This window comes from uncultured Cyclobacterium sp. (genome assembly GCF_963977555.1).
Lineage (GTDB): Bacteria > Bacteroidota > Bacteroidia > Cytophagales > Cyclobacteriaceae > Cyclobacterium.
In genome coordinates, this window is record NZ_CAXBPD010000002.1 from 306868 (window position 1) to 332124 (window position 25257).

20 protein-coding genes and 2 tRNA genes are annotated in these 25257 nt (G+C 38.7%); 15 read left to right on the forward strand and 7 right to left on the reverse strand.

Going from position 1 to position 25257, the window contains the following annotated elements:
• Positions 1–18: 18 nt before the first annotated feature.
• On the forward strand, positions 19–213 hold the full coding sequence (gene rpmI, locus AAC073_RS03555) for a 50S ribosomal protein L35 (RefSeq protein WP_048644557.1): 195 nt from the start codon (positions 19–21) through the stop codon (positions 211–213).
• A gap of 95 nt (positions 214–308) precedes the next feature.
• Positions 309–653 (forward strand): 50S ribosomal protein L20, encoded by a 345-nt coding sequence (gene rplT / locus AAC073_RS03560; RefSeq protein ID WP_048642681.1) that lies wholly within the window; start codon positions 309–311, stop codon positions 651–653.
• 276 nt (positions 654–929) lie between these two features.
• Here rplT and AAC073_RS03565 read toward each other — a convergent pair.
• A tRNA-Met gene (locus AAC073_RS03565) sits at positions 930–1006 on the reverse strand.
• Positions 1007–1098: 92 nt separating this feature from the next.
• Between AAC073_RS03565 and AAC073_RS03570 the strand changes: the two genes are divergently transcribed.
• The 8 genes from AAC073_RS03570 to bshB1 all read left to right on the forward strand — a co-directional run bounded on the left by AAC073_RS03570 (position 1099) and on the right by bshB1 (position 9993).
• Positions 1099–1500, forward strand: coding sequence for an START-like domain-containing protein (locus AAC073_RS03570; RefSeq protein ID WP_339922461.1), 402 nt, complete (start codon positions 1099–1101; stop codon positions 1498–1500).
• A 246-nt stretch (positions 1501–1746) separates the two neighbouring features.
• The gene (locus AAC073_RS03575; RefSeq protein WP_339922462.1) at positions 1747–3573 is read left to right on the forward strand and encodes an LptF/LptG family permease; all 1827 of its coding nucleotides are present in this window, start codon (positions 1747–1749) and stop codon (positions 3571–3573) included.
• 63 nt (positions 3574–3636) lie between these two features.
• Positions 3637–3912, forward strand: a complete 276-nt coding sequence (rpsO, locus tag AAC073_RS03580; protein WP_020893017.1) for a 30S ribosomal protein S15 — start codon at positions 3637–3639, stop codon at positions 3910–3912.
• A gap of 101 nt (positions 3913–4013) precedes the next feature.
• A complete protein-coding gene (gene pnp / locus AAC073_RS03585; protein ID WP_339922463.1) occupies positions 4014–6146 on the forward strand; it encodes a polyribonucleotide nucleotidyltransferase in 2133 nt (710 codons plus the stop codon).
• A gap of 102 nt (positions 6147–6248) precedes the next feature.
• Positions 6249–7112, forward strand: a complete 864-nt coding sequence (locus AAC073_RS03590; RefSeq protein WP_010853621.1) for a sigma-70 family RNA polymerase sigma factor — start codon at positions 6249–6251, stop codon at positions 7110–7112.
• 149 nt (positions 7113–7261) lie between these two features.
• On the forward strand, positions 7262–8200 hold the full coding sequence (gene trxB / locus AAC073_RS03595) for a thioredoxin-disulfide reductase (RefSeq protein ID WP_339922464.1): 939 nt from the start codon (positions 7262–7264) through the stop codon (positions 8198–8200).
• 12 nt (positions 8201–8212) lie between these two features.
• The gene (locus AAC073_RS03600) at positions 8213–9244 is read left to right on the forward strand and encodes a peptidoglycan DD-metalloendopeptidase family protein (RefSeq protein ID WP_339922465.1); all 1032 of its coding nucleotides are present in this window, start codon (positions 8213–8215) and stop codon (positions 9242–9244) included.
• Between the two features lie 32 nt (positions 9245–9276).
• Positions 9277–9993 carry a bacillithiol biosynthesis deacetylase BshB1 gene (bshB1, locus tag AAC073_RS03605; protein WP_339922466.1) on the forward strand — a complete coding sequence of 239 codons (717 nt, stop codon included), beginning with the start codon at positions 9277–9279 and terminating at the stop codon, positions 9991–9993.
• A gap of 152 nt (positions 9994–10145) precedes the next feature.
• Here bshB1 and pdxH read toward each other — a convergent pair whose 3' ends face one another.
• On the reverse strand, positions 10146–10784 hold the full coding sequence (gene pdxH, locus AAC073_RS03610; RefSeq protein ID WP_339922467.1) for a pyridoxamine 5'-phosphate oxidase: 639 nt from the start codon (positions 10782–10784) through the stop codon (positions 10146–10148).
• Positions 10785–10882: 98 nt separating this feature from the next.
• Between pdxH and AAC073_RS03615 the strand changes: the two genes are divergently transcribed.
• From AAC073_RS03615 to AAC073_RS03635, 5 genes are all read left to right on the forward strand, one after another.
• Entirely contained in the window at positions 10883–11449 is a 567-nt protein-coding gene (locus tag AAC073_RS03615; protein ID WP_339922468.1) for a YqgE/AlgH family protein, read from the forward strand.
• 59 nt (positions 11450–11508) lie between these two features.
• Positions 11509–13566, forward strand: a complete 2058-nt coding sequence (locus AAC073_RS03620) for a DUF349 domain-containing protein (RefSeq protein ID WP_339922469.1) — start codon at positions 11509–11511, stop codon at positions 13564–13566.
• A 147-nt stretch (positions 13567–13713) separates the two neighbouring features.
• Positions 13714–13786 (forward strand) — tRNA-Thr (locus tag AAC073_RS03625).
• Between the two features lie 530 nt (positions 13787–14316).
• Positions 14317–15597: a hypothetical protein gene (locus AAC073_RS03630; protein WP_339922470.1), complete on the forward strand. Its 1281-nt coding sequence runs from the start codon at positions 14317–14319 to the stop codon at positions 15595–15597.
• A 276-nt stretch (positions 15598–15873) separates the two neighbouring features.
• On the forward strand, positions 15874–17193 hold the full coding sequence (locus tag AAC073_RS03635; protein ID WP_339922471.1) for an amidohydrolase family protein: 1320 nt from the start codon (positions 15874–15876) through the stop codon (positions 17191–17193).
• A gap of 198 nt (positions 17194–17391) precedes the next feature.
• Here AAC073_RS03635 and AAC073_RS03640 read toward each other — a convergent pair whose 3' ends face one another.
• The 5 genes from AAC073_RS03640 to AAC073_RS03660 form a co-directional block, all read right to left on the reverse strand.
• Positions 17392–18084: a TVP38/TMEM64 family protein gene (locus tag AAC073_RS03640; RefSeq protein ID WP_339922472.1), complete on the reverse strand. Its 693-nt coding sequence runs from the start codon at positions 18082–18084 to the stop codon at positions 17392–17394.
• Positions 18085–18239: 155 nt separating this feature from the next.
• Positions 18240–18815 carry a pentapeptide repeat-containing protein gene (locus AAC073_RS03645; protein ID WP_339922473.1) on the reverse strand — a complete coding sequence of 192 codons (576 nt, stop codon included), beginning with the start codon at positions 18813–18815 and terminating at the stop codon, positions 18240–18242.
• A gap of 164 nt (positions 18816–18979) precedes the next feature.
• A complete protein-coding gene (locus AAC073_RS03650) occupies positions 18980–20431 on the reverse strand; it encodes an efflux transporter outer membrane subunit (protein WP_339922474.1) in 1452 nt (483 codons plus the stop codon).
• A gap of 57 nt (positions 20432–20488) precedes the next feature.
• Entirely contained in the window at positions 20489–23659 is a 3171-nt protein-coding gene (locus AAC073_RS03655) for an efflux RND transporter permease subunit (protein ID WP_339922475.1), read from the reverse strand.
• Positions 23660–23678: 19 nt separating this feature from the next.
• Positions 23679–24902 carry an efflux RND transporter periplasmic adaptor subunit gene (locus AAC073_RS03660; RefSeq protein WP_339922476.1) on the reverse strand — a complete coding sequence of 408 codons (1224 nt, stop codon included), beginning with the start codon at positions 24900–24902 and terminating at the stop codon, positions 23679–23681.
• Between the last annotated feature and the right edge of the window lie 355 nt (positions 24903–25257).

Below are 25257 nucleotides of genomic sequence, written 5' to 3' on the forward strand. Positions count from 1 at the left end.
ACTAATATATATACGGTAATGCCAAAAGTTAAAACTAAATCAAGTGCTAAGAAAAGGTTCAAGCTTTCTGCGTCTGGAAAGATAAGAAGGAAGCATGCTTTCAAAAGCCACATTTTGACTAAAAAGTCTACCAAAAGGAAGAGAAATCTTACCCAAATGGGAGAAGTACATGAGTCAGATGAGGGCAGAGTAAAAGCAATGCTTAGAATCTAATCTAAAATTAATCAGGTTATTTAATTCACCAGGCCTTTGGTTTTCAAGCCTTTTCAGAAAAACTGAAAGCACCAAAAGTCAAAAACTTAAACAAAATGCCAAGATCGGTCAATTCAGTAGCTTCAAGAGCTAGGAGAAAAAAAGTATTAAAAGCAACCAAAGGTTACTTCGGAAGAGGGAAAAACGTTTGGACTGTAGCAAAGAACAAGTACGAAAAAGGACTTCAATATGCTTACAGGGATAGGAAAGTAAAGAAAAGAGAATTCAGAGCACTTTGGATTCAAAGAATCAATGCAGGAGCCAGACAATATGGCGTTAGCTACTCTCAATTTATGGGAATGTTGAAAAAAGCAGAGATTGATCTTAATAGAAAAGTACTTGCAGATCTTGCAATGAATCATCCAGTAGCTTTTAAAGCTATCGTTGAAAAAGTAAAATAAGATTAGTACAAGCGATATTGAAAAACCCTCTTCGGAGGGTTTTTTTATGCCCTCATTTTTTAAAAGAGGGTTATTTTTTGAATTTTTCCTTATATTACTTTTGGTTTACTTACCTTTTGGAAGGTGAATGCGTGTAAACAAATATTAACCATGAAAGAGAAGAAAAAAGCAATTTATTCGTATTCCTCCAATTTCTTAGGTAAAGTTTTAATTTTCAGCTATGTAGGAGGGTAGGAGCATAAAAAAAGGCCTCTTAAAAGTAAGAGACCTTATTGTTGGTAGCGAGGAGGGGAGTTGAACCCCTGACCTCAGGGTTATGAATCCTGCGCTCTAACCATCTGAGCTACCTCGCCAATTGGGAATGCAAATATGTAAGTATAATCCTTGAATTGCAAATCAAGTACCTAAAAAAAAATCACTTTTTACAACAAGAAATACAAAGGCCATGGAGAAAATTAAATTTGTTTCAGATTATCAGATAAATAGCTCCAAAAAGATTATTTATCCATATCTAAGTTCTGCCAGTGGTTTGTCTCAATGGTTTGCTGATGATGTGGTCATAAATGAGGATAAAGTCTTTAATTTCATTTACGACGGGGAAAACCATTATGCACGTGCCGTAATCATGCGACTCAACCATCACGTAAAATTTGAGTTCTTTGAACCGGGTGAAGAGGAAGATGAAGAGGTAGACCATCCATACATTGAGTTTAGACTTGATGAAAATGAATTGACCCAGACTTTTTACCTGAGAGTGGTCGAATATGGTGACGCCTATGATGAGCAGGAGCAGCACTCCATTTGGGAGGGATTGATTGGTTCACTTAAAGAGATAATTGGAGGATAAAATGCGTTATAATTATCATTTTTAACATAATATGTTCAATTTTGCTTCGTCTTTAAATCAAGTGTAGACCAGAAGAATTGTTGGTTGCCTTGTGGTTTCTTGAGGATTAGGTCAAGTCTGGATTAGGTAAAGTACCGTTGGCCTTGATACCTAAACAGCAATAAAGCTGGTTTTAAGACAATTTCTTCGCTCCTATGAAATGGCAATTGACTGGGTGTGTTAATTAATGAAAAGTAAAGGCATTTCATGAAAAAATTAGATAAGCTAGTATTGGGGTCATTCCTCAGTCCTTTTCTGCTTACTTTTATCGTTGTAGATTTTATCCTGCTCACGGTAAATATGCTTAAATATTTTGATGAAATTTTTGGTAAGGACCTACCTTTCATGGTGTATATGGAACTTATCGGGTATTTTGTCATAAGCATCTCCCCAATGGCCCTTCCCTTAGCGGTGTTGCTATCATCCCTGATGACCTTTGGGAATCTTGGAGAGCATTTTGAATTAACAGCCATAAAAAGCAGTGGTATATCACTTAATAGGACCATGCTGCCAATTGGTGTGTTTGTGGCCATGGTCACAGTATTGGCATTCTTGTCCAATAATTTTATCGTACCCCGCGTAAATCTCAAAACTTTTAGCTTGTTGTATGATATTCGGATGAAATCTCCGGCCTTTGATATCAAAGAAGGGGTCTTTTATAATGGGATACCTGGCTATAGCATCAAAGTGAATTCCAAACTCGATGAAGTACGTCTCAAAGAGGTGCTCATCTATGATCATACCTCAGGCCAAGGGAACCTACACGTAATTACTGCCGATTCAGGAAGGATGGAGCCCTTCTTTAATGACAGTTACATAATGTTGACTTTGTATCAAGGAAACAGCTACCGGGAAGGAACTGGCAGAAGAGGGGGAAGGAATGTTCCTCAGACCTTAGACAGAACAGAATTTGAAACCAATAAAATGGTTTTTAGCCTTGACGCTTTTGACCTTAAAAGAACGCCAGAAAATTTATGGTCCAACAGTAAATCCATAAAAAACATTGGGGAGATACAAGTAGATCTTGATTCTATGGATAGGGAGCTTAACCATTGGTATTATTTTAATTATGCCAATACCGAAGCCTCCTATAATTATTTTGGTAGATCCAGAAAATTGGTCCCTCCCAAAGAGATTGTGGATAAGAAAATGGAAACCGATTCTCTTAAAAACCTCAAGTACCTTGCAGAACAGCAAAATAATGAAAATGGCCAACCCAATGACCCGAGGAGTCAGGCCAATTCTAGCCTTTCCAATTCGTCGTCAGATAGTGCCAATCAGATCATAGCTGATACCACTAAAAATAAATCAGATACTTTATTAGCCCCAGAAGGTCAGCGAACTGCTGCTCAAAATCCTGAGACGGTCACCAAACCCCTTGGTCAATCCAATGATAGCTTGGGTAATTTGACTGTAAATCAGGAACAGAACAACCCCGATTTGAGAGAGATTAATAAAAGCAGTGGCCTGAAAACCGAAGTACCGGTATTACAAGAGCTATCAGCTGCGCAGGAGCAACGGTTGGATTCATTGCTGCTGACGCCACGGTACAGTACCTCCATGGCTTCAGTAGGACTTACTACTGCCAGGAACATAAAGAATAATTTCACTACCAATAAAGCACGAATCAATGAGGTGATGCGAAATTATAGGAATTTTAAAGTAGCATGGTATCAGAAGTACACTCAGTCTTTGGCTTGCTTCGTGATGTTTATGATAGGAGCTCCTTTAGGGGCCATTATAAAAAAAGGGGGGCTGGGAATGCCTGTATTGTTATCCATTATATTCTTTATAATGTATTATATGTTGACCATTACAGGCGAAAAATGGGGAAAGGAAGGATTATCAGACCCCTTGTTTGGGACTTTCTTTTCTAACCTGGCTTTAATCCCATTTGGACTGTTTTTCTTAAGGCAGGCAAGGAAGGACGCAAGGTTATTTGAACCAGATTTTTATTTGGGTTTTTGGGAAAAGCTGGTAAAATTTTACCAACAAAAGGTCCGTAGAAAAAAGTTAAAAGAAGATGTTTTATAATTAGGAATAAAACAGCTACCTTTGGCTCTGTTTTAAAAAATTTAACAACATATTTGACTAAGCATGTATTTAGCGAAAGAAGAAAAAGTAGAACTATTCCAAAATCATGGTCGGTTGAAGTCAGAAACTGATACAGGGTCTCCTGAATCACAAATTGCCCTGTTTACTTACAGGATCAAGCACCTGACTGAACACTTGAAGACCAACAAAAAAGACCATTCAAGTAGAAAAGGTTTGTTGAAACTAGTAGGTAAAAGAAGAAGTTTGCTCAATTACCTGATCAAAATTGATATTGAGAGATACAGAAATGTAATCGCTGACCTCGGTATCCGTAAATAATAACTTGTAGGGTTCCTTGTTTAAAGGAACCTTACTTTTTTACTTCCTTCTGTTATTAAGCCTTATTTTTAAAACTATACACTTTACATACTCAAAAGTATATGTTACCAAATACAATTTCAAAAACTATCACTCTTGAAGATGGTAGGGAAATAATCATAGAAACAGGTGCATTGGCCAAACAGGCGGATGGTGCTGTTATAGTCAAGATGGGCAAAGCTATTTTATTAGCTACCGTAGTAACTAAAAAAGAAGCAGGTGACGGAGTAGATTTTCTGCCCATGTCTGTTGACTACCAAGAGAAATTCGCTTCTTCAGGTAAAATACCTGGGGGATTCTTAAAAAGAGAAGGAAGGTTATCTGATTACGAAATTTTGATCAGTAGAATGGTTGACAGGGCCATCAGGCCTATTTTTCCTGACGACTACCATGCTGACACCAATATTAGTATCACGTTGATGTCTTATGATGAAGATGTGCTACCAGATTGCCTAGCAGGATTAGCTGCATCAGCAGCACTAGCTGTATCAGATATTCCTTTCAATGGACCTATTTCAGAAGTAAGGGTAGCTAAAATTGATGGGCAACTTTTCATCAATCCTAAACCATCTGATTTAGAGAAGGCTTCTTTGGAGTTAATCGTTGCAGGTTCTGAGGAATTTATTCTCATGGTAGAAGGTGAAGGTGACGAAGTTTCAGAAGATGAAATGGTTGAAGCTTTACAATTTGGCCATGAAGAAATCAAAAAGCATTGTAAAGTTCAGAAAGAGCTTACCAAGCTGGTTGGGAAAGAAGAAAAAAGGGCTTACAGTCATGAAGTAAATGACGAAGCTTTATTTGATAAAATTAAAGCAGATGTGTATGACAGCTTGTATGAAGTGGTCAGCAGACAGATTGCTATTAAACAACAACGTTCAGACCTTACCAAAGGCATAAAGGATGCATTTATCGAAAGCCTTGGTGAAGATCACGAATATGACGAACGTCTTATCGGAAAGTATTTTGGTAAAGTTTATAAAGAAGCTGCCAGAAACTTCACTTTAATTGAGAAAAAGAGACTCGACGGTAGAAACCCTGACGAAATTAGACCTATCTGGTCGGTAGTTGATTACTTGCCTTCAGCTCATGGATCCGCAGTTTTTACCAGAGGAGAAACCCAATCTATCACTACTTGTACTTTAGGTACTAAGCTTGATGAGCAAATGGTAGATGGCGCAGTATTGTCTGGTTATAATAAGTTCTTCTTACACTATAACTTCCCAGGATTTAGTACAGGTGAAGTAAAGCCAAACAGAGGACCAGGAAGAAGAGAAGTAGGTCATGGCAACTTAGCCATGAGAGCGCTTAAAAAAGTATTGCCTGCTCCTGCGGACAACCCATATACTATCCGTATCGTTTCCGATATATTAGAATCTAATGGTTCATCCTCCATGGCTACAGTTTGTGCAGGATCATTGGCACTAATGGATGCAGGTATTGCTATCAAAAGTCCAGTAACAGGAATTGCAATGGGAATGATTTCTGATACGAAGACTGGTAATTATACCATCTTATCTGATATCTTGGGTGATGAAGATCATTTGGGAGACATGGATTTTAAAGTTACAGGTACTGATAAAGGTATTACGGCTTGTCAAATGGACCTTAAAGTTGAAGGGCTTGACTATGAAGTACTCAAGGAAGCACTTTATCAAGCTAGAAAAGGGAGATTGCATATACTTGATGAAATAAACAAAACCCTTTCTACTGCTAGGCCTGAATTTAAACCTCATACACCTAGGTCACATAACATGATGATTCCTAAGGAGTTAATCGGGGCTGTTATTGGGCCCGGAGGCAAAGTGATTCAAGAGATCCAAAAAGATTCAGGTGCCACTATCATCATAGAGGAAGTGGACAATATGGGGAAAATCAATATTTTCTCTAATAACCAGGACTCCATGGATGCCGCTATTGCAAGACTTAAAGCAATCGTAGCACAACCAGAAATAGGAGAGACCTATACTGGGAAAGTTAAAAACATTATGCCGTTTGGCGCCTTTGTAGAATTTATGCCTGGTAAGGATGGCTTGTTGCATATTTCTGAAATCAAGTGGGAAAGACTTGAGTCTATGGATGGAGTTTTAGAATCTGGCGAGGAAATTGCTGTGAAACTAATTGATGTAGATAGAAAAACAGGAAAATACAAATTGTCCAGAAAAGCATTGTTGCCTAAACCGGAAAGGAAGGACTAATAAGCTGGAAGTATTCTGAATAATAGTTCATATTTGAAAAAATGAACTATTATTCAGGAAACATCTGTTATCAATGCGTTAAAAAAAAATCAATAAAATTGAATGAGGCAGCTTAAAATCAGTAAACAGATTACCAACAGAGAAAGTCAATCTCTGGATAAATACCTTCAAGAGATAGGTAAGGTAGATTTATTGACAGCGGATGAAGAAGTGGTGTTGGCCAAAAGGATCCGTGAAGGAGACCAATTGGCCTTGGAGAAATTAACCAAAGCCAATCTTAGATTTGTTGTCTCCGTTGCCAAGCAATATCAAAATCAAGGTTTATCACTGGGAGACTTGATCAACGAGGGTAACCTTGGTTTGATTAAAGCAGCCCAAAGATTTGATGAAACCAGGGGATTTAAATTTATTTCTTATGCTGTATGGTGGATTCGTCAGTCCATTCTCCAAGCACTGGCTGAGCAATCTAGAATTGTAAGACTTCCACTTAACAGAGTTGGTTCTCTTAACAAAATCAGTAAAACCTTCTCCGAACTTGAACAAAAGTTTGAAAGGGAACCCTCACCTGAGGAACTCGCTGAAGTACTAGAAGTGACTGCAGGAGAAGTAGTGGATACCATGAAAATTTCTGGAAGACACGTGTCTATGGATGCTCCCTTCGTACAAGGCGAGGAAAATAGTTTGCTTGATGTTTTAGAGAATGATGGAGAAACCAAACCTGATGATGGTTTGATGAATGACTCCCTGAGAAAAGAAGTGCAAAGGGCTTTGTCTACCCTTACCCAAAGGGAAGCGGATGTCATTACCTTATATTTTGGATTGAATGGAGAACATGCGATGACTTTAGAGGAAATCGGTGAGAAGTTTAATCTTACCCGTGAGAGGGTTAGGCAGATTAAAGAAAAAGCGATCAGACGACTTAGACATACCAGTAGAAGTAAAACGTTGAAGCCTTATCTGGGGTAACTTATCTGACAAAGTAGAAAATTTAAAAGGGCGCTTTGCCCTTTTTTTTTACCCAAAAAAAACTCAAGAAGTAAACCTTTTTGTTTTTCTAAAGCGTTAGTATTCGAAAGGATTTCATTTTCGAGTTATAGTGAATAATTAATAAAGCAATGAATAAGGAAACAGAAAATATAAAAGTGCTCATTATTGGCTCAGGTCCAGCAGGTTATACTGCTGCTATTTATGCTTCACGAGCAGGACTTTCTCCAATAATGTATACGGGAGTTCAACCCGGTGGACAACTTACCATTACAAATGACGTGGAAAACTACCCTGGATATCCTGACGGGGTAATGGGTCCACAAATGATGGAAGACTTCAGAAAACAAGCGGAGCGATTCGGTACAGATGTAAGGTATGGTGTGGTTACCGCAATAGATGCCAGTGAAAGACCTTTTAAAGTTACTGTTGATGGAAATCAAACCATCATAGCTGAAACGGTTATTATTTCCACTGGTGCTTCTGCCAAGTGGTTAGGTATTGAAAGCGAAACCAGGCTTAATGGCAAAGGAGTTTCTGCTTGTGCAGTATGTGATGGTTTTTTCTTCCGGGGAAAAGAGGTGGCAATCGTGGGTGGTGGAGATACTGCTTGCGAAGAAGCCAGCTATTTGTCCAACATCTGTAAGAAAGTTTACATGATTGTAAGAAGAGATGAACTTCGTGCTTCTCAAATCATGCAAAATAGGGTTATGAAAAACCCGAAAATTGAAATTCTTTGGAACCATGAAACGGAAGAAATCCTTGGTGATGAGGAAGTTATTGGAGCTAAAGTTAAAAACAGGATTTCAGGTGAAGTGCGTGTTTTGGATGTAGAGGGCTTCTTCGTAGCAATAGGCCATCAACCCAATACCTCGGTTTTTGTCAACCAAATTGATACCGATGAAAACGGTTATATCTTAACTAAACCTGGAACTACACGAACCAATGTCTCCGGTATTTTTGCTTGTGGAGATGCTCAAGACCACGAATACCGGCAAGCAGTAACCGCAGCTGGTACAGGTTGTATGGCAGCCTTGGATGCGGAAAGGTTTTTAGCTTCCCAAGAGTAGTTCTGAGTCCATATGAGTCTAAAAGAACGATGGTTCCTCGTGTTTCTAATTTGGGCCGCTCTTAACTTTGATATTTCAGCACAACAAAGAATAATTGATAAACAGAAAAGTGGTCCTTTAGAACAGTCTATCTCGGTTCCCTTAGGTACAGATCTTTTTGATGCAGATCAATATAGGAGTGAGTTGGAAAAAACAACCGATGCCCTCCTATTTAAAGGAGAAATTGATCTAAAAAAGCGCTTGTCATTGGTAAGTGAAAGCAATGATTCTTTTATCTGGGCACCAACCAATGTGATGGTGGAAGTGGAAGAGAAAGTATTGATAGATAGTATTTGGATTACAGCATATGAATATTATGGTCTTTGGGACAGTCATAAAATTAATAGTTATGACTTTGACCCAAGGGAATTAAAGGATACCATTCCTTTAAATTTATACAATTCTTTGTACGGTTCAGAATGGAGTGCGCCATTAGATCAAACCAAGATCAACTCCGATTTTGGGCAACGGCATTATCGCTGGCATCATGGGACAGACCTGAAGTTGAACACGGGCGACCCGGTGCGATCGGCATTTGACGGTATTGTGCGCATTACTTCCTATGAAAGGTATGGTTATGGTCATTATGTGGTGGTAAGGCATCGAAATGGGCTTGAAACCCTTTATGGGCATCTTTCTAGGAAGGATGTAAAGGTGGGGCAAGAAGTGAGAGCTGGTGAAGTTTTAGGACTAGGAGGAAGTACTGGCAGAAGTACTGGCCCTCACCTTCATTTTGAAGTGCGATATAAAGGCCTTTCAATAAACCCTATTGAAATATTCGATTTTGATATTGGGAGAATTAAAGGACCTGTCTATAACATAACTGCCCAAAGCTTTGATCATGAAATAAAAATGCGTGAAGCTGTTTATCATAGGATAAGGAGTGGAGACAATCTTTCATTGATAGCGCAGCGATATGGTGTTAGGGTGAGCCAAATTACCAGATTGAATGGGATCAGCACCAGGACCATATTGCGAATAGGTAATCGATTGCAGATACAATAAGAATTTTAAAATTCATTTCAAATTTATAAAAAATGAAGTTGGATATTTTGGCCATAGCTGCTCACCCTGATGATATAGAGCTTGCTTGTAGTGGCACCTTGGCATCCCATAGGGACAAAGGATATAGTGTTGGAATATTAGACCTTACCCAAGGAGAAATGGGGACGCGGGGTACACCTGAATTGCGCATGCAGGAATCTGAGGCCTCAGCAAAAATCCTCAGACTTAACGCCAGAGAAAATTTAGGTTTTAAAGATATCTATTTCAAAGATGATTTGGATCATCAGGTGGCCATTGCTAGATTAATACGCAAATACCAACCAGAAATAGTGCTGGCCAATGCGGTAGAAGACAGACATCCTGACCATGGAAAAGGAGGTAGTTTGGCTTCACATGCTTGTTTTATTAGCGGTTTAAGAAAATTAGAAACCGAATTTGATGGCGTTGCACAAGATCCCTGGCGACCAAAATTCATTTACCATTATATCCAAAATCAATACCTTGAACCAGATTTGGTAGTAGATGTATCAGATTATTGGGAGGTCAAAAAGGAAAGTATTCTGGCTTTTAAATCTCAATTCCACGATCCGAATTCTAATGAACCAGAAAGTTTTATATCCAGTCCTGAATTTCTTGATTTCATTGAAGCCAGGTCCCGTGAATTAGGACATAAGATCAATGTGAAGTTTGGAGAAGGTTTTACTGTGGAAAGGGTAGCAGGCGTTAAAGATCTTTTCGATCTCATCTAATTTAAAATAGCAACGGTAGGCCATTAATGAAGTGATAGAATCATTTCAATTCAGCCGATCGTTGCTATTTTTGCGCTATTTTCTAGCTTCCTAAGCGGTGTTTTTTTACCTATTCGAGGTTCCTTTGTTAAATGACCCGGCAAAAATAGTTGTTAAGGTGCGAGCCGTTCCATTGTCCATTCTGAATTGTCCTCCTTGATACTGTACAATACCCTGTCATGTAATCTCGCAGGACGACCTTGCCAAAATTCAATAGAGGTAGGTATAAGGCGATAGCCTCCCCAATTCTCAGGTCTGCTTATTGGTTCTGAATGAAATCTTTTTTCAATTTCTAGCTGTCTTTCTTCCAAGTAGGCTCGGTTTGGAATGACCTCACTTTGTGGGCTGGTCCAAGCGCCTATTTGACTTTGCTCCGGTCTGCTTTTGAAGTACTCGTCTGACTCATCGGCTGAAGTTTTAGCCACAGTCCCTTCTATTCTAACTTGTCTTTCTAATTCAGGCCAGAAAAAGGTTAAAGAGGCCACGGGGTTCTTGGAAAGCTGACTGCCTTTGTGACTCGCGTAATTGGTAAAAAAAACAAAGCCTTCATCTGCTCCTTTTAATAAGACAATTCTTCCGGATGGATGTCCTTTGCCATTAATAGTGCAAAGGTGCATGGCTGTAGGTTCATTGACCTGAGCCGTAATTGCTTCCGAAAGCCATACTTTGAATTGTTCCAATGGATTTGAATTTATCTCATTTAAATTCAATTTCTTAGAAGAATATTCTATTCTTATGTCTGATAATCTCATTTCCCTGTAATTTATTGCCGAAATTTAAGTTTGGAATGCAAATATATTGGTTTTAAATATTTTTACTTTATATTAATGCCTCATATAAACCGCTTTTGATGGATGATATGCCTAATATAGCTCCAGAATCTGGGAGTTTGTTAATTTCTGAACCCTTCTTGCAAGATGAAAATTTTGTCAGGTCTGTTGTTCTATTGTGCGAAAATAATGAATTGGGTTCCTTTGGACTTGTGCTAAATAAGTTGTCTATTTTTAAATTAAACGAACTTCTTGAAGACTGTGTGCTAGACAATGAAGTTTATGTAGGAGGTCCGGTGGAGCAAAACACCTTGCATTTTATATACTACGGAGAACAAGTGTTGGAGGACAGTGTTTCCCTTGGACCCAAACTTTGGTGGGGAGGAGATTTTGCGGAATTGTTAGGGAAAAGTAAATTAGGCCTAGTCAATATTTCCGATTTTCGATTTTTCTTAGGTTATTCAGGTTGGGAAAATGGTCAATTAAAAGAAGAATTAATAGATAATACATGGATTGTTTGTGATAATAGCCATACTGAAAACATCTTTACAGTTGCCCCCGATGATTTATGGAGGGTTATTTTGAAGAATATGGGAGGTGATTTCCAAGTATTGGCAAATTATCCGATTGACCCAAGACTTAATTAGCTCAAAATTGCTACTTTTGTTTAGTATGGTTTGAATTACGCAGGAATATTTTAAATATTATGGATAAGGATAAAGAAATGTCTGAAAATGCAGACAAGGTTACTGACCAATTGGCGAATAGCCAAGCATCAGGAGAAGAAGCATCTGCCGAAAAACAGGAAGTACCAAGTGAGGTAAAGGACGAAAATGCTACAACTGAAAAAGATAAAGAGGAGGTCGTTGCTGAAACGCCCACTTCGTCTAATGAAGTTCCAGATGCCAAGGAGGATGTAAAGCCTTCTGACGCGGAGGAAAAGACAGTTGAAAAGGAGCTGAAGTCACCAAATAGCACCGCTGAGCCCGAGGCTGCAACTGATGGGGTTGTTGCCAGTAAGGAAGAATCAGATGAAACTGAGGAGGAGGAAGAGGAATTTGATTTCCATAATTTTACCAAAGCACAACTTATCAAAACCTTAAAAGATTTTGTAAACGAGCAACATTTTGTTCGAAGGGATGCGTTGGTTCAAGAAATAAAAAACCAATACGACGAATATTATTCAAAAGAACAAGAGCAAGCCTTGGAGCTATACCTGAAAGATGGTGGAGAGAAAGACGGCTTTGCCTATAGGGGCACAGATGAAGACAAAGAGTTTTTTGCCTCTTATCAACTTTTTAGAGATAAAAAACAGCAGCAGTTTAAAGACCTTGAACGTTCCAAGGAAAAAAATGCTAACGATAAAAATCAGATTCTTGACCAATTGAGGGCTATCGTAGACGGAGAAGAAACCACCAATAGCATTGAAACGATCAAAAAAATCCAGGATGAATGGAAAAATATAGGGCCGGTTCCCCACAGTCAGAATAAAAACCTTTGGGCTTCCTATAATGCCTTAATGGATAGGTTTTATGACAACAGGAGTATATATTTTGAATTAAAAGAACTGGATAGGAAAAAGAACCTTGACAGTAAATTGGAACTTTGCCTCAAGGCTGAAGCCTTGTCTGAAGTGGAAGATGTGAAGGATGCGATAAAAAGCTTGAATGACCTTCATGAAGAATTCAAACATATCGGCCCAGTACCTAGGGACGAACAGGAAGCTTTATGGCAACGATTTAAAGGTGCTTCTGATGCGGTTTATAACAAGCGTAAAGCTTATTACGACAGCCAAAGAGAAGTTTTCAAAGCCAATCAGGACTTGAAAGAAAAGCTGATCGAAAAATTGGAAACTTTCAAAACCTTTAAAGCTGAAAAAATTAGGGATTGGAATACCAAAACCAAGGAGATTCTTGCCTTACAGAAAGAATGGGAAGGGATTGGGCCAGTACCTAGAGAGGCAGGTAAAGAAATTAATAAGTCTTTTTGGGGGCTGTTTAAGCAGTTCTTCCATCACAAGAACCTTTTCTTTAAGGAGCTTGATGAAATAAGGCAACAAAATAAAGAGAAGGCTGAGAAGTTGATTCAGAGTGCTGAAGGATACTTGGATAGTACCGATTGGAAAAACTCATCCAACGAACTGATCCAATTGCAGAAAGAATGGAAAGAACTTGGACCAATGCCTGAAAAATTCAGAGATGACTTGTACAGTCGTTTCAAAAAAGCCTGTGATACTTTCTTTGAAAGTAGAAGGAGTGCTAATAAAGAAACAAATAAAGCATTTGAAGACAACTTGGAAGAGAAAGAGAAGATCTGCCAGGCAATATCGGATGCGGCTAAGGATGAAAACCAAGCAAGCTCAGAAAACCTAGAGAAACTTATTCAACAATTCAATGAAATTGGTTTCGTTCCTAGAAAAAGCATGAAGGAAATTTCTGCTAAATTCAATGATGCGGTAAATGAATATGTTTCCAAATTAGAGTTGGAAGGCGAAAGCAAAGATGATTTCTTGTTCAGGCTGAACCTAAATAAACTCCAAGCGGATCCAAATAGCAATAAAGTGCTTAATAAGAAAGAGCATGGTATTCGCCGACAAATCACCGATTTGGAAAACAACATTACCTTATGGAGAAACAACCTTGAGTTTTTTGCTGCTTCCAAGACAGCGGATAAGCTAAAAGATCAATTTGATGAAAAGATTGACAAGGCGGAACAAGAAGTAGAGAAATTAAAAAAGAAGCTTTCAATTATTCGTGAATTTTAATTCCTTCACTATGAGTAAAATAGCTTTTTTGGTTGAAATTTGTACCCAAAAATTTTGATTTCCTAAGTCTATAGAACTATATTTGCACTCGCAATCAGGGAAAAAGTCTTCCTGATATCACTTTTAAAAGAGTGTTTTTATATAGAAGCCTCCTTAGCTCAGCTGGTAGAGCAACTGACTTGTAATCAGTAGGTCGTTGGTTCGATCCCGACAGGAGGCTCATTTATTAAGCCATTTACGATAATTTATTGTAAATGGCTTTTTTGTTTTTATACCCATTATATTTCAATCCTCCAGTTTTAAGCTTTGGATGCACTTCTACCACCTATAATGAAAAAAGACAGCAAGGTTGGGAAAAGAAAGCAGTATAAGCCAAATTCGATCCAGTAACAGGGCAATGGAGATAAATCAATACACAAAAACTTCGAGGAGGGCTATGTGAACCCTCTATCAACTTCTTCAAGGAAGTATAGTACCTTGTTTTACTAAATTAAATTGGGTGCTTTATGCTTTAATTGGAAACTATTTGTTTGCTTTTTCTACGTTAAAAGCTTTGGTTTGCTACCAAAGCGTTCAAAGTGTTTTTTTTTAAAATAAGAGGAATGTTTGAATCCGACTTCCAACACCAGGTGTAGGGAGTTAACCCTGAATTAGAATTAAATTGCTATTGCAATTAAAACATCAATTTATTCGCCATAATTTAATAAATTCATGTTTTAGTTAATTTAAACCATCAATTAAAATCTTAACATGCCCAAGTATCTCAACACGTTTTTTATAAGTTGTTTTTTTCTGTTTAGCTATTCTTTAGCTGCCCACACTTTTTCAAATATTGAAAATGAAAGCAACCCCAATACTTTTTCCGGTACAGATACAGAGCGGATAATGCTGGCCATTGATGAAGCTAAGGGTGCCTCAAAGATAGTTCGTATTCCACATTTTAATGCAAATGGTACGCGTAAGTGGATGATTGATAGTGCCTTGCTGTTGCCAAGCAATATCACCATCATCCTTGACAACTGTACGCTTCAATTATCTGATTCTAGCAGAGACAATATGTTTCGTTCAGACAATGTAGGCCTAGGTGTTGAAGATCCGGTTTGGAATGAAAACATTCGCATATATGGGGTTGGAAATGCGGTGCTTAAAGGAGCGGATAATCCCCGTGCCACAGGTGATGGAGCCAGAATGCTCACACTAGACCCGAAGGGGGAACAAGACAAAGGAAATTGGAGGGTAAGTTATGGCACCGATGCCGGAAAGCCCGATGTTAAGCAAAAAGGGGACTGGAGGAATATCATGATGCTTATTGGCTATGTCAAGAACTTTACCATCAAAAATGTAAGGTTTGAAAATACTCATGGTTGGACGTTGAGTTTTGAAAGAACTGTAGGTGCAGAAGTTGAAGCCCTAACCATTTTCAATGAAGAATTTGTCACTGTCAATGGACAGAAAATGATGGTTGCCAATAAGGATGGAATAAACCTAAGGCAAGGCTGTAAGAATTTTAGAATTAACAATATCTCTGGAATGACTGGAGATGATTTTATTGCTTTATCTAATCTTGATACTGCACCAGATAGTGTCAAAAAAAATGGAGACATTACAGACAGCATGGTTACAGCTAGTAGGTGGTATGGGCCGGAGGATGACATTGAGCAAGTGGTAATTACCAATATCTCTTGTGAAAACAGGTATAGGGCCATAGCCATTAGAGCAAGTGATAAGGCTGGGATTCACCACGTTTATATCAATGGCGTCATTTTTAAAGCCAACGAGGGTCGCCATGATGCTATTCTCATAGGGGGTAGGGGATACGGAATAGAGTCCTTTCCGGGAAAAATTAATAATATCCATGCCATGAATATCATAGGAAGTGGTCAATCCCTTGTAAGAATTCAAGCCAAGGTGGCAGATTGCCATTTTATGAATGGCATGTATTCTGGAGAAAATGAAACAGCTACACTTTATGAAATTGATTCTTTGGAGACTTCTGGAATTACTGAAAATGGTTGGATTAAAGTCAAGTAAGGAGTCAATGTACTAGTAAACACTATTTTATTTCAATTATTGAAAATAACCGTGTAGCTTTAGTATAGGATTGGTTCAGTGCTTATAGTAAATAGCGAGAAAGAAGAACTTCACCTTAGATTTATTTTAGGTTATGGTAACGTAAACTTATCGATTATATCTAAATTTAAATCTAACCCGTAATATTCCTTATCAATCAATAATGCCGGTCCAATTTAGAAAATAGTATAAATTGAATGGTTCAATAAAGAAAAATTTCAACCAAAAATTACAACAATGAATGTAGCTAAAATTTCGAGATACCTGGTTCTTATTATGAGCTTGGGTTTCTTACTTTTATCCAGTGAGACTTTCTCACAAAATGGCCCTTCAAACCCATCTTTATTGGAAATAAATCCACCTGATGGACCTTCTAATGATATGATCAATGCTATAGTTGGGGTAAGATTGATAGATGGCTTTGGAGGCCCTGCGGTTGAGAATACTACAGTAATTATCAAGGGCAATAGAATTATAGAAATAGGGGCTAAAAATCTAGTGAAAATCCCTACAAATGCAATAGTGACAGATGGAGCAGGGATGAGTCTTCTCCCTGGATTAATAGATTCTCATTTCCATAGTGCCAATAACAACAAACAGTTAAGTACACTTCTTAAAAATGGTGTGACTACCATGAGAGATCCAGGTCATCCCATTAGGTTTTACCAGGCACAGCATTTTGCTACTTCCAAAATGCCTAGGGTATATGTAACAGGTGCACACCTTGATGGTTATCCCGGCGTATATGTAGAACAAGCCACTTTAGTAAAAGATTCGGATCATATCAGGTCACAAATTGCTGAATACGTCGAAAATGGTGCTTCAGGAATTAAAATTTATTTCAGACTTCCATTGAAATACATTGAAACAGTAGTTAAAACGGCTGATTTTTACAATATCCCCGTAGTTGCGCATTTGGAATTGGTTGATGCAGATGATGCGATTATGGCAGGCTTACGTGGAATTGAACATGTGACTTCTTTTGGTACTTCACTTGCTGATCCTAAGGATGCTGAAGAATTTAGAAAAGCTGTTCAGGAAAACAGTAATAACAGAAGAGCAGGAAGGTACATGTTATGGTCAAAAATTGATTTGTCCTCTGACAGGGTGAAGGAAGTGATTGAGTTGGCAGTAAAAAACAATGTGGTATTGTCACCTACGCTTGCCACCTTCGAAAAACAGTTTGGAGATGAGGATGTGAAAGACTACGAGGCCAAAGGGTTTAAGAATATGCATGAATTTGTTGGTATGGCGCATAAAGCAGGAATGAAAATAGTAACAGGCTCTCACAATTCAGGTAAATATGTAAAACAAGGGTTTGCTTACCAAAGAGAAATGGAGCTTTTTGTTGCTGCAGGTTTGACAGCCATGGATGCGATTTCCAGCAGCACAATTTATAATGCGGAATATTTTGGCACAAAGGATAGACTGGGAAGTATAGAGCCAGGGAAATTGGCAGATTTGATTTTAGTAGAGGGCAATCCTTCAGTAGACATTAAGGCCATGTATTCGATCAAAAAAGTCATGCTAAATGGAGAGTGGGTAGAGGACAATTAATCAATTGTTACGTCCAATTTCACTCAAATAAATTCGTGATAATTTTATAGAAGTCAAGCGAAAAACCCCACATGGTTATTGTTTTGTGGGGTTTTTGGTGTTTAGGTATAAATGCCTAGACTGGCTGCTAAGTATTTGTCTATTTATCGGTAAGCGATGGCATGTCTATTTCAATCGTTGAAAAGAAATTATATTGGTTTACGCCGCTTTCTTTCTTCGCCTTCTGTCCCACCATACATAGCCTATAAATCCTAATAGACTTATGGCACCTACCCAAATCAAACCAGTCTTCATCCGTTCATTGTTTTGGCCCAGAACAGCAATTATGACGGTCAAAGGTAAGATGCCTAGCATGGTGGAGGCAATGAATTTCCAGTATCCCATTCGGAGCATTCCTGCGATGATGCTAATCGCGTCATTGGATAGGAAAGGGGATACCCTAGTAACTATTACCGCCCAGAAACCATAATCTTCTAAAAAGCCTGTTATTTTCTTTTCCGTTTTTTTACCAAGCAAACGGTCGATTACCGGTGTGCCAAAATTCACCCCTACACCATAACCGATTGAAGATGCAGTGAAAATGGCTACCAGAATAATACCCGATCCTAACCAAGGGCCATAAGCTATAATAGTCACAACCATTAAAAGAAAAGAGGGGATAACGAACATGAACATCTGCAATACCATGGCTCCAACGATTATCAATGGTCCCCAAATATCAAACTGGCTTACCCAATTGGATATTTTCTGTTCATCATTACTACCTAGTACATTCCAGGCTTCATTGAAAAATTGTTGAACGGCATCATTTAGAAAATACAGGCTAACAAGACTGCCTAAGAAAAGGGCTGAAAAAAGGTATGGCCATAAATTTGTTTTTTTATTTGACATCGAAACAGTGCTATGCTAAAAATTGATACTAGAATAAATACCATTAACACTAAAATAATGCCGAAATAAAATTACTGCGGCTTATTTCTTGTAAAAATTAGAATTGCTAAAAATTAAGTCATTTATATGGGCTATGTTCCCATAAGCCTAGCTCATCAGTATTCTACTTCCAAATTGTATTTTGACAACAGGCCAGGAAGTCCACTGACAGAGAATTTTGCTTTTTTAACCTTGTTGTTTTCAGGATCTAGTCTGTAATTATAAGATGTTCTGAAATCTGCTTTTTCCAAGTTAGTTTGGAAGAAAGTGGCAGCCATTAAATCACAACTATCGAAAATAGCTAGCGTTAAATCTGCATTTGAAAAATCAACGTCTTTTAAAGAACAATGATCGAATTTAATTTTTTTTAAGTTTTTACCATGAAAGATGGAATAGTCAAGGTTACATCCTACGAAGGAAGCAGCAAATAGAAAATCGTCGCATTTACTAAAGTCAATCCCCATAATTTTACATTGATGAAAATCGACACTTTTAAAGGCGGTATCAGAAATATTCGTAAGGGAAAAGTTACAATTAACAAATAGGCAATCCATAAACTCTATTCGCCTTAAATCACTATTGGAAAAGTTGCAACCAGTGAATTTACAATCGTCATAGGATTCACCAGTCATCCTGCTGTCAGAATAATTGATTTGATCAAAATGCTCTTTTTGAAATGTTTCAACAGCCATAAACGTAAATTAATGATGGTTTTTAGGTGAGTAGGTTTACCTGATATAAAAGCTTCGAGAGGCGAAATTAAGCCATAGTTTTCATTAAAAAAATCCCCAAAGCAAATATTGCCATTGGGGATTTTTTTTGAGTGGGGTAAACTTATATTATGAAAATTCTAGCTTTACTGCCATCCTCCTCCTAGTGCCCGGTACAGTGTTACAATACTTTGTAATTGCTGTATTTTTAACTCAATGTATTCGATCTCTGAAACCAGTGAATTCGATTGACTATTGATCATGTCCAGGTAATCCGCATAGCCAATTTTGAACATTGTATTGGCATTGTCCACGGATCTTCTTTGCAAAAGTACTTCGTCCGTTTTTAGGTTTAACTCTTCTTTTAATGTTTGGTATTCATTGACTAAACCTAAAACTTCTAAGTAGCCACCCAATACAGTTTGTTCATAATCATACAAAGCAACTTTCTGTTTAGCTTTGGCAGATTCAAAGGTAGCCTTGATGCTGCTTCTATTAAAAACAGGAGCTACTAAACCACCGCCTAGTTGATAAACCATAGAGGCAGGATTGAGGAAAAGTTTACTAAATTCAAATGCATTGAATCCGGCCATTCCAGAAAGATTAAAGGTTGGAAAAAAGGCTGTTCGGGCAATTCCTACTTCCAGGTTATTGGCCTGTAGGGTCTGTTCAGCGGCTCTTATGTCCGGTCGCATGGTCAGAAGCGTGGAAGGTAAACCTAATTCAAGAGCAGGCGGCAAGACATTGACTTCTGATAGGGATTGTCTTTGAATATTTTCTGGGTAAGTACCCAAAAGGTAAGAAAGGTTTAGCTCTGCTTGTTTGAGTTCTCTCCGTTTCTTGACAAGGATTCCTTTTGAATTTAACATCAATGCCTCAAACTGGTCAATTGACAATTGGCTTTCTTTTCCGGCATTCTTCAAGCTTTTACCAAGTTCAAAAGCTTGTTCCTGAAAAGAAATGCTGGACAGCAAAGTTTCAATTTCTTCGTCTAGACCGATAATATTATAGTAGTTTTTAGCAATTTCCGCAATTAACCAGGTACGTGAAAGGTTTCCCATTTCCACTGAGGCCATGAATTCTGAAAGCGCTTGTTTTTTACGCATGTTTAGTTTCCCCCAAACATCAAGCTCCCAATTGAACTCGGCCCCTACCATGAAATCTGTATAGGGGGTGGGGATTTTCTTGTCATCAGGAACAGTCGAAGAACGGTTGGTATCATCATTACCTACCCCATCCATGGTGTAATCCCCAAACTTTCTCACACTAGACCCTGCGGTCAGATTTAGCTCAGGTAACTGTCCAAGCTTTGCCCTTTTTAAGGCAGCTCTTGAGATCCTAATATTTGCCAAAGTTTTAGCGACGTCCTGATTGTTTGCCAGCCCACGTTCGATTAATGCATTTAAGTGTTCATCATCAAAAAAGGCCTGCCAATGGGTCATCGCCAAATTCATGCTATCTTCTCCCACTTGGACATCTTGGTAAGTAGTGGGAGGAGCTTTTACGTCCTCCAGGGAGGTTTTCTGTACCTTGCAAGCGGTAAGGCTGCTAATCACCAAGGTGATGTATACGATATATTGGTATGAATTTTTGTTCATGTTTTTGTTCAGTTTTAGAGCCAAAAACAAGAATCTTTCCTTGCTTTTGGCTCTTCCTTAGGATGTTTTAAGATCAGTAGAATTGATCGCCTTTTCGGTGAATGGGGCTACTTCGGGCTTCTTATTAAGGTAAACCGAAAGGGTCTCAAATGCCACGTACAAGCCAGGGATTAAAATAATCCCTACAAAAGTACCAATAAACATACCTCCAGCTGCAGCTGTACCAATGGTTCGGTTACCAATTGCACCAGCGCCACTGGCTAAAGCAAGTGGGATAAGTCCACTAATAAATGCAAATGAGGTCATCAAAATAGGGCGCAATCTTTCAACGGCAGCGAAAATCGCTGATTCAAGAATACCCATTCCTTTTTCTCTGGACTGAACAGCAATCTCAATGATCAAAATGGCATTTTTACCCAACAAACCTATAAGCATCACCAAGGATACCTGGGCATAAATGTTGTTTTCCAAACCTGTGAGTTGCAACAATAGAAACGAACCAAATATACCTGCCGGCAAAGACAATATTACAGGGAGGGGGAGAAGGTAACTTTCATATTGGGCAGCAAGTAATAGGTAAACAAATACCAAACAAATCAAGAAGATATAGATCGCTTGATTTCCGGAAGCTATTTGTTCCCTTGTAATGCCAGACCAGTCAATATTAAAACCTCTTGGAAGTGTTGCTATGGCTGTTTCTTCCACCGCTTTGATGGCATCTCCACTTGAGTAACCGGGGGCTGCATCTCCATTGATCATGGCAGAAATAAACATGTTATAACGTGTTAACTGTTCAGGTCCATAAATCCTTTCCAGGTTCACAAAGTTGGAGTAAGGAACCATTTCTCCCGTGTTGTTCTTGGTATACATTTTCAGCAGGGATTCCGGATTGGTTCTAAATTCTGGGGAAGCCTGAAGCATTACCTTGTACATTTGACCAAACTGAATGAAGTTGGAACTGTAATAACTACCGATAAAACTTTGCAATGTTTCCATGGATTCTCGGATATCCACACCGAGTTTAGCCGCTTTGTCATGATCTACCCTAAGAATATATTGAGGGAAGGAAGGATCAAAATTCGTAAAGACATCCTGAATCTCAGGTCTTGCCCTTACTTCATTAAGGAAATCATCCACTGTGGAGGCTGTAAAAGCCAAGTCTCCACCAGTCCTGTCCTGCATTTGCAGTTCAAATCCGGAAGCATTACCGAATCCTGGAACTGGAGGTGGAGCAAAAAACTGAATGGATGCACCCGTTATATGTGCTGTCCTTTCCTGGTACTTTACGATAAGGTCATTGACGTTCTGATCACGGTCATCCCAACCAACGAGGTTGATCATACCCATCCCATAAGAAGCACCTGCAGTTTCTGTAAGGAGACTGTAACCAGCGAGTGTTGAAATCGTTTCCACTTCCTCAAAAGGTAGAATTGAAGCCTGCACATCGTCCATAATTTGCTGGGTTCTGTCCATAGTGGAACCTGGAGGAGTGGTCACATTGACGTAAATCATACCTTGGTCCTCATTCGGGATAAATCCTGAAGGGAGTACCAGCGTCATACCATAGGTAAGGGCAAAAAACAGAATTAAAATACCAAAGGTTAAGGTTTTTCGTCCAGCAGTTTTACCTATAAGCCAGGCATATTTCCCTGAAAAAGCATCATATTTTTCATTGAATTTGACGAAAAACCTGCTCATTATATTCTTTTTGCCTTCATGATGAACTGGCTTCAAGAGAATACTACATAACGCAGGAGACAGGGTAAGGGCATTTATACCCGAAATGACAATGGCAATGGCCAGCGTAAGTGAAAACTGCCTGTAGAATATACCTACAGGACCTGAAAGAAAACTAACAGGGACGAATACAGCTGACATTACCAAGGTAATAGCGATAATGGCACCACCGATCTCCTTCATAGCCGCAAACGTTGCCTCTTGGGCATTTAGGCCATCTTGGTGCATCTTTACGTGCACGGCTTCTACCACCACAATGGCATTATCCACCACAATCCCTATCGCCAATACCATTGCAAACAGGGTGAGCATATTGATCGAAAAGCCAAATAAACTCATAAAGAAAAAGGTGCCAACCAGTGAAACGGGTACTGCTATGGCTGGTATAAGTGTAGATCGCCAGTCTTGAAGGAAGATGAATACAACAAATGAAACCAATAAAAAGGCTTCAATTAATGTCTTGACTACTTCAGATATGGATGCATCCAAGAATCGAGATACATCATAGGAGATATTATAGGACATTCCTGGAGGAAAGGAAGAAACCTGCAATTCAGCCATTTTATCTTTTATGTTCTGAATTACTTCTCTTGCATTAGAACCAGGTCTTTGCTTGATCATGATAGAAGCCGATGGTTGACCATCCGTCATCGATACCATATTGTAATCTTCTGAGTCAAATTCAACCTCTGCTACATCCCGGATTTTCAATAAAGATCCATCAGGAAGTGCCTTTAAGGTGATGTTTTCATAATCCTCTTTCTGGTTGAATTTACCTGTGTATTTTAATACATACTGAAGTGCTTGGGGATCTCTGTCTGAGCTAATTCCTGATTTACCCGGTGCCGCCTCTACGTTTTGACTTTGTATGGCAGCACTGATGTCTTGGGGAGTTAGGTTATAAGCCACCATTCGGTCAGGATTTAGCCATATCCTCATGGCATAATCCCTATTTCCCATTATTTCCGCTCTACCTACTCCATCAATCCTTTTTAATTCAGAAAGGATGTTTATATCTGCAAAGTTATATACAAATTTTTCGTCTTGCGTAGTGTCGGATGTGATGAGATTAAGGTAAAGCAACATGGAGTTCACTTCCTTTTCAGTCATTACTCCAGCACGAATTACCTCTTCAGGAAGCTCATCCACTACGGTAGCCACTCTGTTTTGAACATTGACAGCCGCTTGATCTGGATCTGTTCCTACATTAAAAAAAACAGTAATAACAGACACACCGTCATTGGTGTTTACTGAAGACATATAAGTCATCCCTGGTACACCATTGATGGCTCTTTCCAGAGGAGTAGTAACCGCCTTGGTAATAACTTCCGCATTGGCTCCACGGTATTGGGAAGTCACAGTAACAGAAGGGGGCACAATTTCCGGGAATTGTGTTACGGGTAATCCAAACAGCGCTAATAGTCCGAGCAGGGTGATCAATATAGAGATCACCGTCGAAAGGATAGGCCTTTTTATAAATAAATCAAACATGCGTAAGTGTTTTTAACCTTTAAAGGCTTAGGTCCAAGGATTCGTAAATTTCTTCTTCCCCAACAGGGTTTGTTTTGACGGTTACATTGTCTTTCAATAACTGAATACCTTCTAAAACCACTTTGTCGTTGGGTGTGAAATCCTGAGCTATATAGAATAGCCCATGCCTTCCCATTGGTCGGAAACTGCGGACATTTACTTTGTTTTCGCTATCTACCAGGTATACATAGTTATATTCCTGAATCTCGAAGGTAGACTTTTGAGGAATAAGGAAAACATCATTCATCATGCTTTTCATTTGCACTTTACCACTAGCGCCATGTTTGATCAACTGATCAGGGTTGGGAAACCTTACCCTAAGGGCAATTGATCCTGTACCTTGTTCAAAATCAGCTTCCATTGTCTCTAGTTTCCCTTTGTAAGGATAGACCACGCCATCTGACATGATAAGTGAAATGTCTTCTTGTTCTTTTTGAAGCGATTCCTTGACTTGTTGGTTCATATGGTCATTGTCAGTACCCTTGTCCAATTCACCACGCATAAATTCCAGGTATTCGTTTTCTGTAATCCTGTAGTAAGCGAAAATTTCACTGATATCCGTAATGTTTGTTAGCAAATCACCGCTTTTTACTAAACTTCCGGTTTTATAGGGTATTCTATCGACTATACCGTCGAATGGAGCCTTAACAGTGGTGTAGGATAAGCCGACCTGTGCATTTTTCAACAAGGAATGAGCTTCCAAGATGGAGGATTGCGCCATGTCTTTTTTCGATTGGGCTAACTCTAATTCAGAATTGGAATAGATTTTTTTATCGACAAGCACTTTAAGCCTTTCTACTTCCAGGTTGGCAGACTTTTCTTCAGCTTTAGCTTGCATCAGTTTGGCCTTGGCAGAATTTACCAATTCATTGTATTCAGCAGAGGACAATTGAAATAAGGGTTGCCCTTTTTTTACGTTTTGGCCCTCATCAACATATATTTTTTCAACAAAACCTTCCACTTTAGACCTTACCTCCACAAATTGGATGGCTTGCAGGTCACAAACATATGTCTGAGGAACCTCAATACTTTGAGGGCTTAATGTAAAGACCGGAACTTCCAGTACTTCAGCATTTTTTTTGTTTTTCCCATTTCCCTCACTACAAGACACAGTAGTAAAAACAATCCCAGCCAAATAAAGCAACGTGATGACTGTTCGGTATTCCATAAAGGAAGACCTGAACCATTGGTTTTTGTTCAACATTTCTTCTGAATAAAGTTAAAATTTCAATAAAATGACATTATGATTTTCAAGCAATGATACCTTTGAGATACTCAATAGGAGATCTTGCTGGATTATTAAGGGGGTTTGTTCTGACAATTGTTGATACAGTTATGGTTGCATAACTAGGGTACTCAACTCATCCTAATCTCAGGGTGCATTTTTACAAATCACTAAACAGATGATTTGTTTAAGCTGCTTTAGAGAAGCTGATGTGCAGATTTTTTTGGGGATATTTATCGAATTTATTATCAGGCTTTTATAATAATTTGCCTTTAAATAAAAAGTGGGTAATAAAACATTTTTTTGGGGTGAATATTTGGAAAATACTCGGGTT

Bases quoted from the DNA above. Each gene is read 5' to 3' on its own strand.
- rpmI (WP_048644557.1), top strand. From the start codon at position 19: ATGCCAAAAGTTAAAACTAAATCAAGTGCTAAGAAAAGGTTCAAGCTT.
- rplT (WP_048642681.1), top strand. From the start codon at position 309: ATGCCAAGATCGGTCAATTCAGTAGCTTCAAGAGCTAGGAGAAAAAAA.
- AAC073_RS03570 (WP_339922461.1), top strand. From the start codon at position 1,099: ATGGAGAAAATTAAATTTGTTTCAGATTATCAGATAAATAGCTCCAAA.
- AAC073_RS03575 (WP_339922462.1), top strand. From the start codon at position 1,747: ATGAAAAAATTAGATAAGCTAGTATTGGGGTCATTCCTCAGTCCTTTT.
- rpsO (WP_020893017.1), top strand. From the start codon at position 3,637: ATGTATTTAGCGAAAGAAGAAAAAGTAGAACTATTCCAAAATCATGGT.
- pnp (WP_339922463.1), top strand. From the start codon at position 4,014: ATGTTACCAAATACAATTTCAAAAACTATCACTCTTGAAGATGGTAGG.
- AAC073_RS03590 (WP_010853621.1), top strand. From the start codon at position 6,249: ATGAGGCAGCTTAAAATCAGTAAACAGATTACCAACAGAGAAAGTCAA.
- trxB (WP_339922464.1), top strand. From the start codon at position 7,262: ATGAATAAGGAAACAGAAAATATAAAAGTGCTCATTATTGGCTCAGGT.
- AAC073_RS03600 (WP_339922465.1), top strand. From the start codon at position 8,213: ATGAGTCTAAAAGAACGATGGTTCCTCGTGTTTCTAATTTGGGCCGCT.
- bshB1 (WP_339922466.1), top strand. From the start codon at position 9,277: ATGAAGTTGGATATTTTGGCCATAGCTGCTCACCCTGATGATATAGAG.
- pdxH (WP_339922467.1), bottom strand. From the start codon at position 10,784: ATGAGATTATCAGACATAAGAATAGAATATTCTTCTAAGAAATTGAAT.
- AAC073_RS03615 (WP_339922468.1), top strand. From the start codon at position 10,883: ATGGATGATATGCCTAATATAGCTCCAGAATCTGGGAGTTTGTTAATT.
- AAC073_RS03620 (WP_339922469.1), top strand. From the start codon at position 11,509: ATGGATAAGGATAAAGAAATGTCTGAAAATGCAGACAAGGTTACTGAC.
- AAC073_RS03630 (WP_339922470.1), top strand. From the start codon at position 14,317: ATGCCCAAGTATCTCAACACGTTTTTTATAAGTTGTTTTTTTCTGTTT.
- AAC073_RS03635 (WP_339922471.1), top strand. From the start codon at position 15,874: ATGAATGTAGCTAAAATTTCGAGATACCTGGTTCTTATTATGAGCTTG.
- AAC073_RS03640 (WP_339922472.1), bottom strand. From the start codon at position 18,084: ATGTCAAATAAAAAAACAAATTTATGGCCATACCTTTTTTCAGCCCTT.
- AAC073_RS03645 (WP_339922473.1), bottom strand. From the start codon at position 18,815: ATGGCTGTTGAAACATTTCAAAAAGAGCATTTTGATCAAATCAATTAT.
- AAC073_RS03650 (WP_339922474.1), bottom strand. From the start codon at position 20,431: ATGAACAAAAATTCATACCAATATATCGTATACATCACCTTGGTGATT.
- AAC073_RS03655 (WP_339922475.1), bottom strand. From the start codon at position 23,659: ATGTTTGATTTATTTATAAAAAGGCCTATCCTTTCGACGGTGATCTCT.
- AAC073_RS03660 (WP_339922476.1), bottom strand. From the start codon at position 24,902: ATGTTGAACAAAAACCAATGGTTCAGGTCTTCCTTTATGGAATACCGA.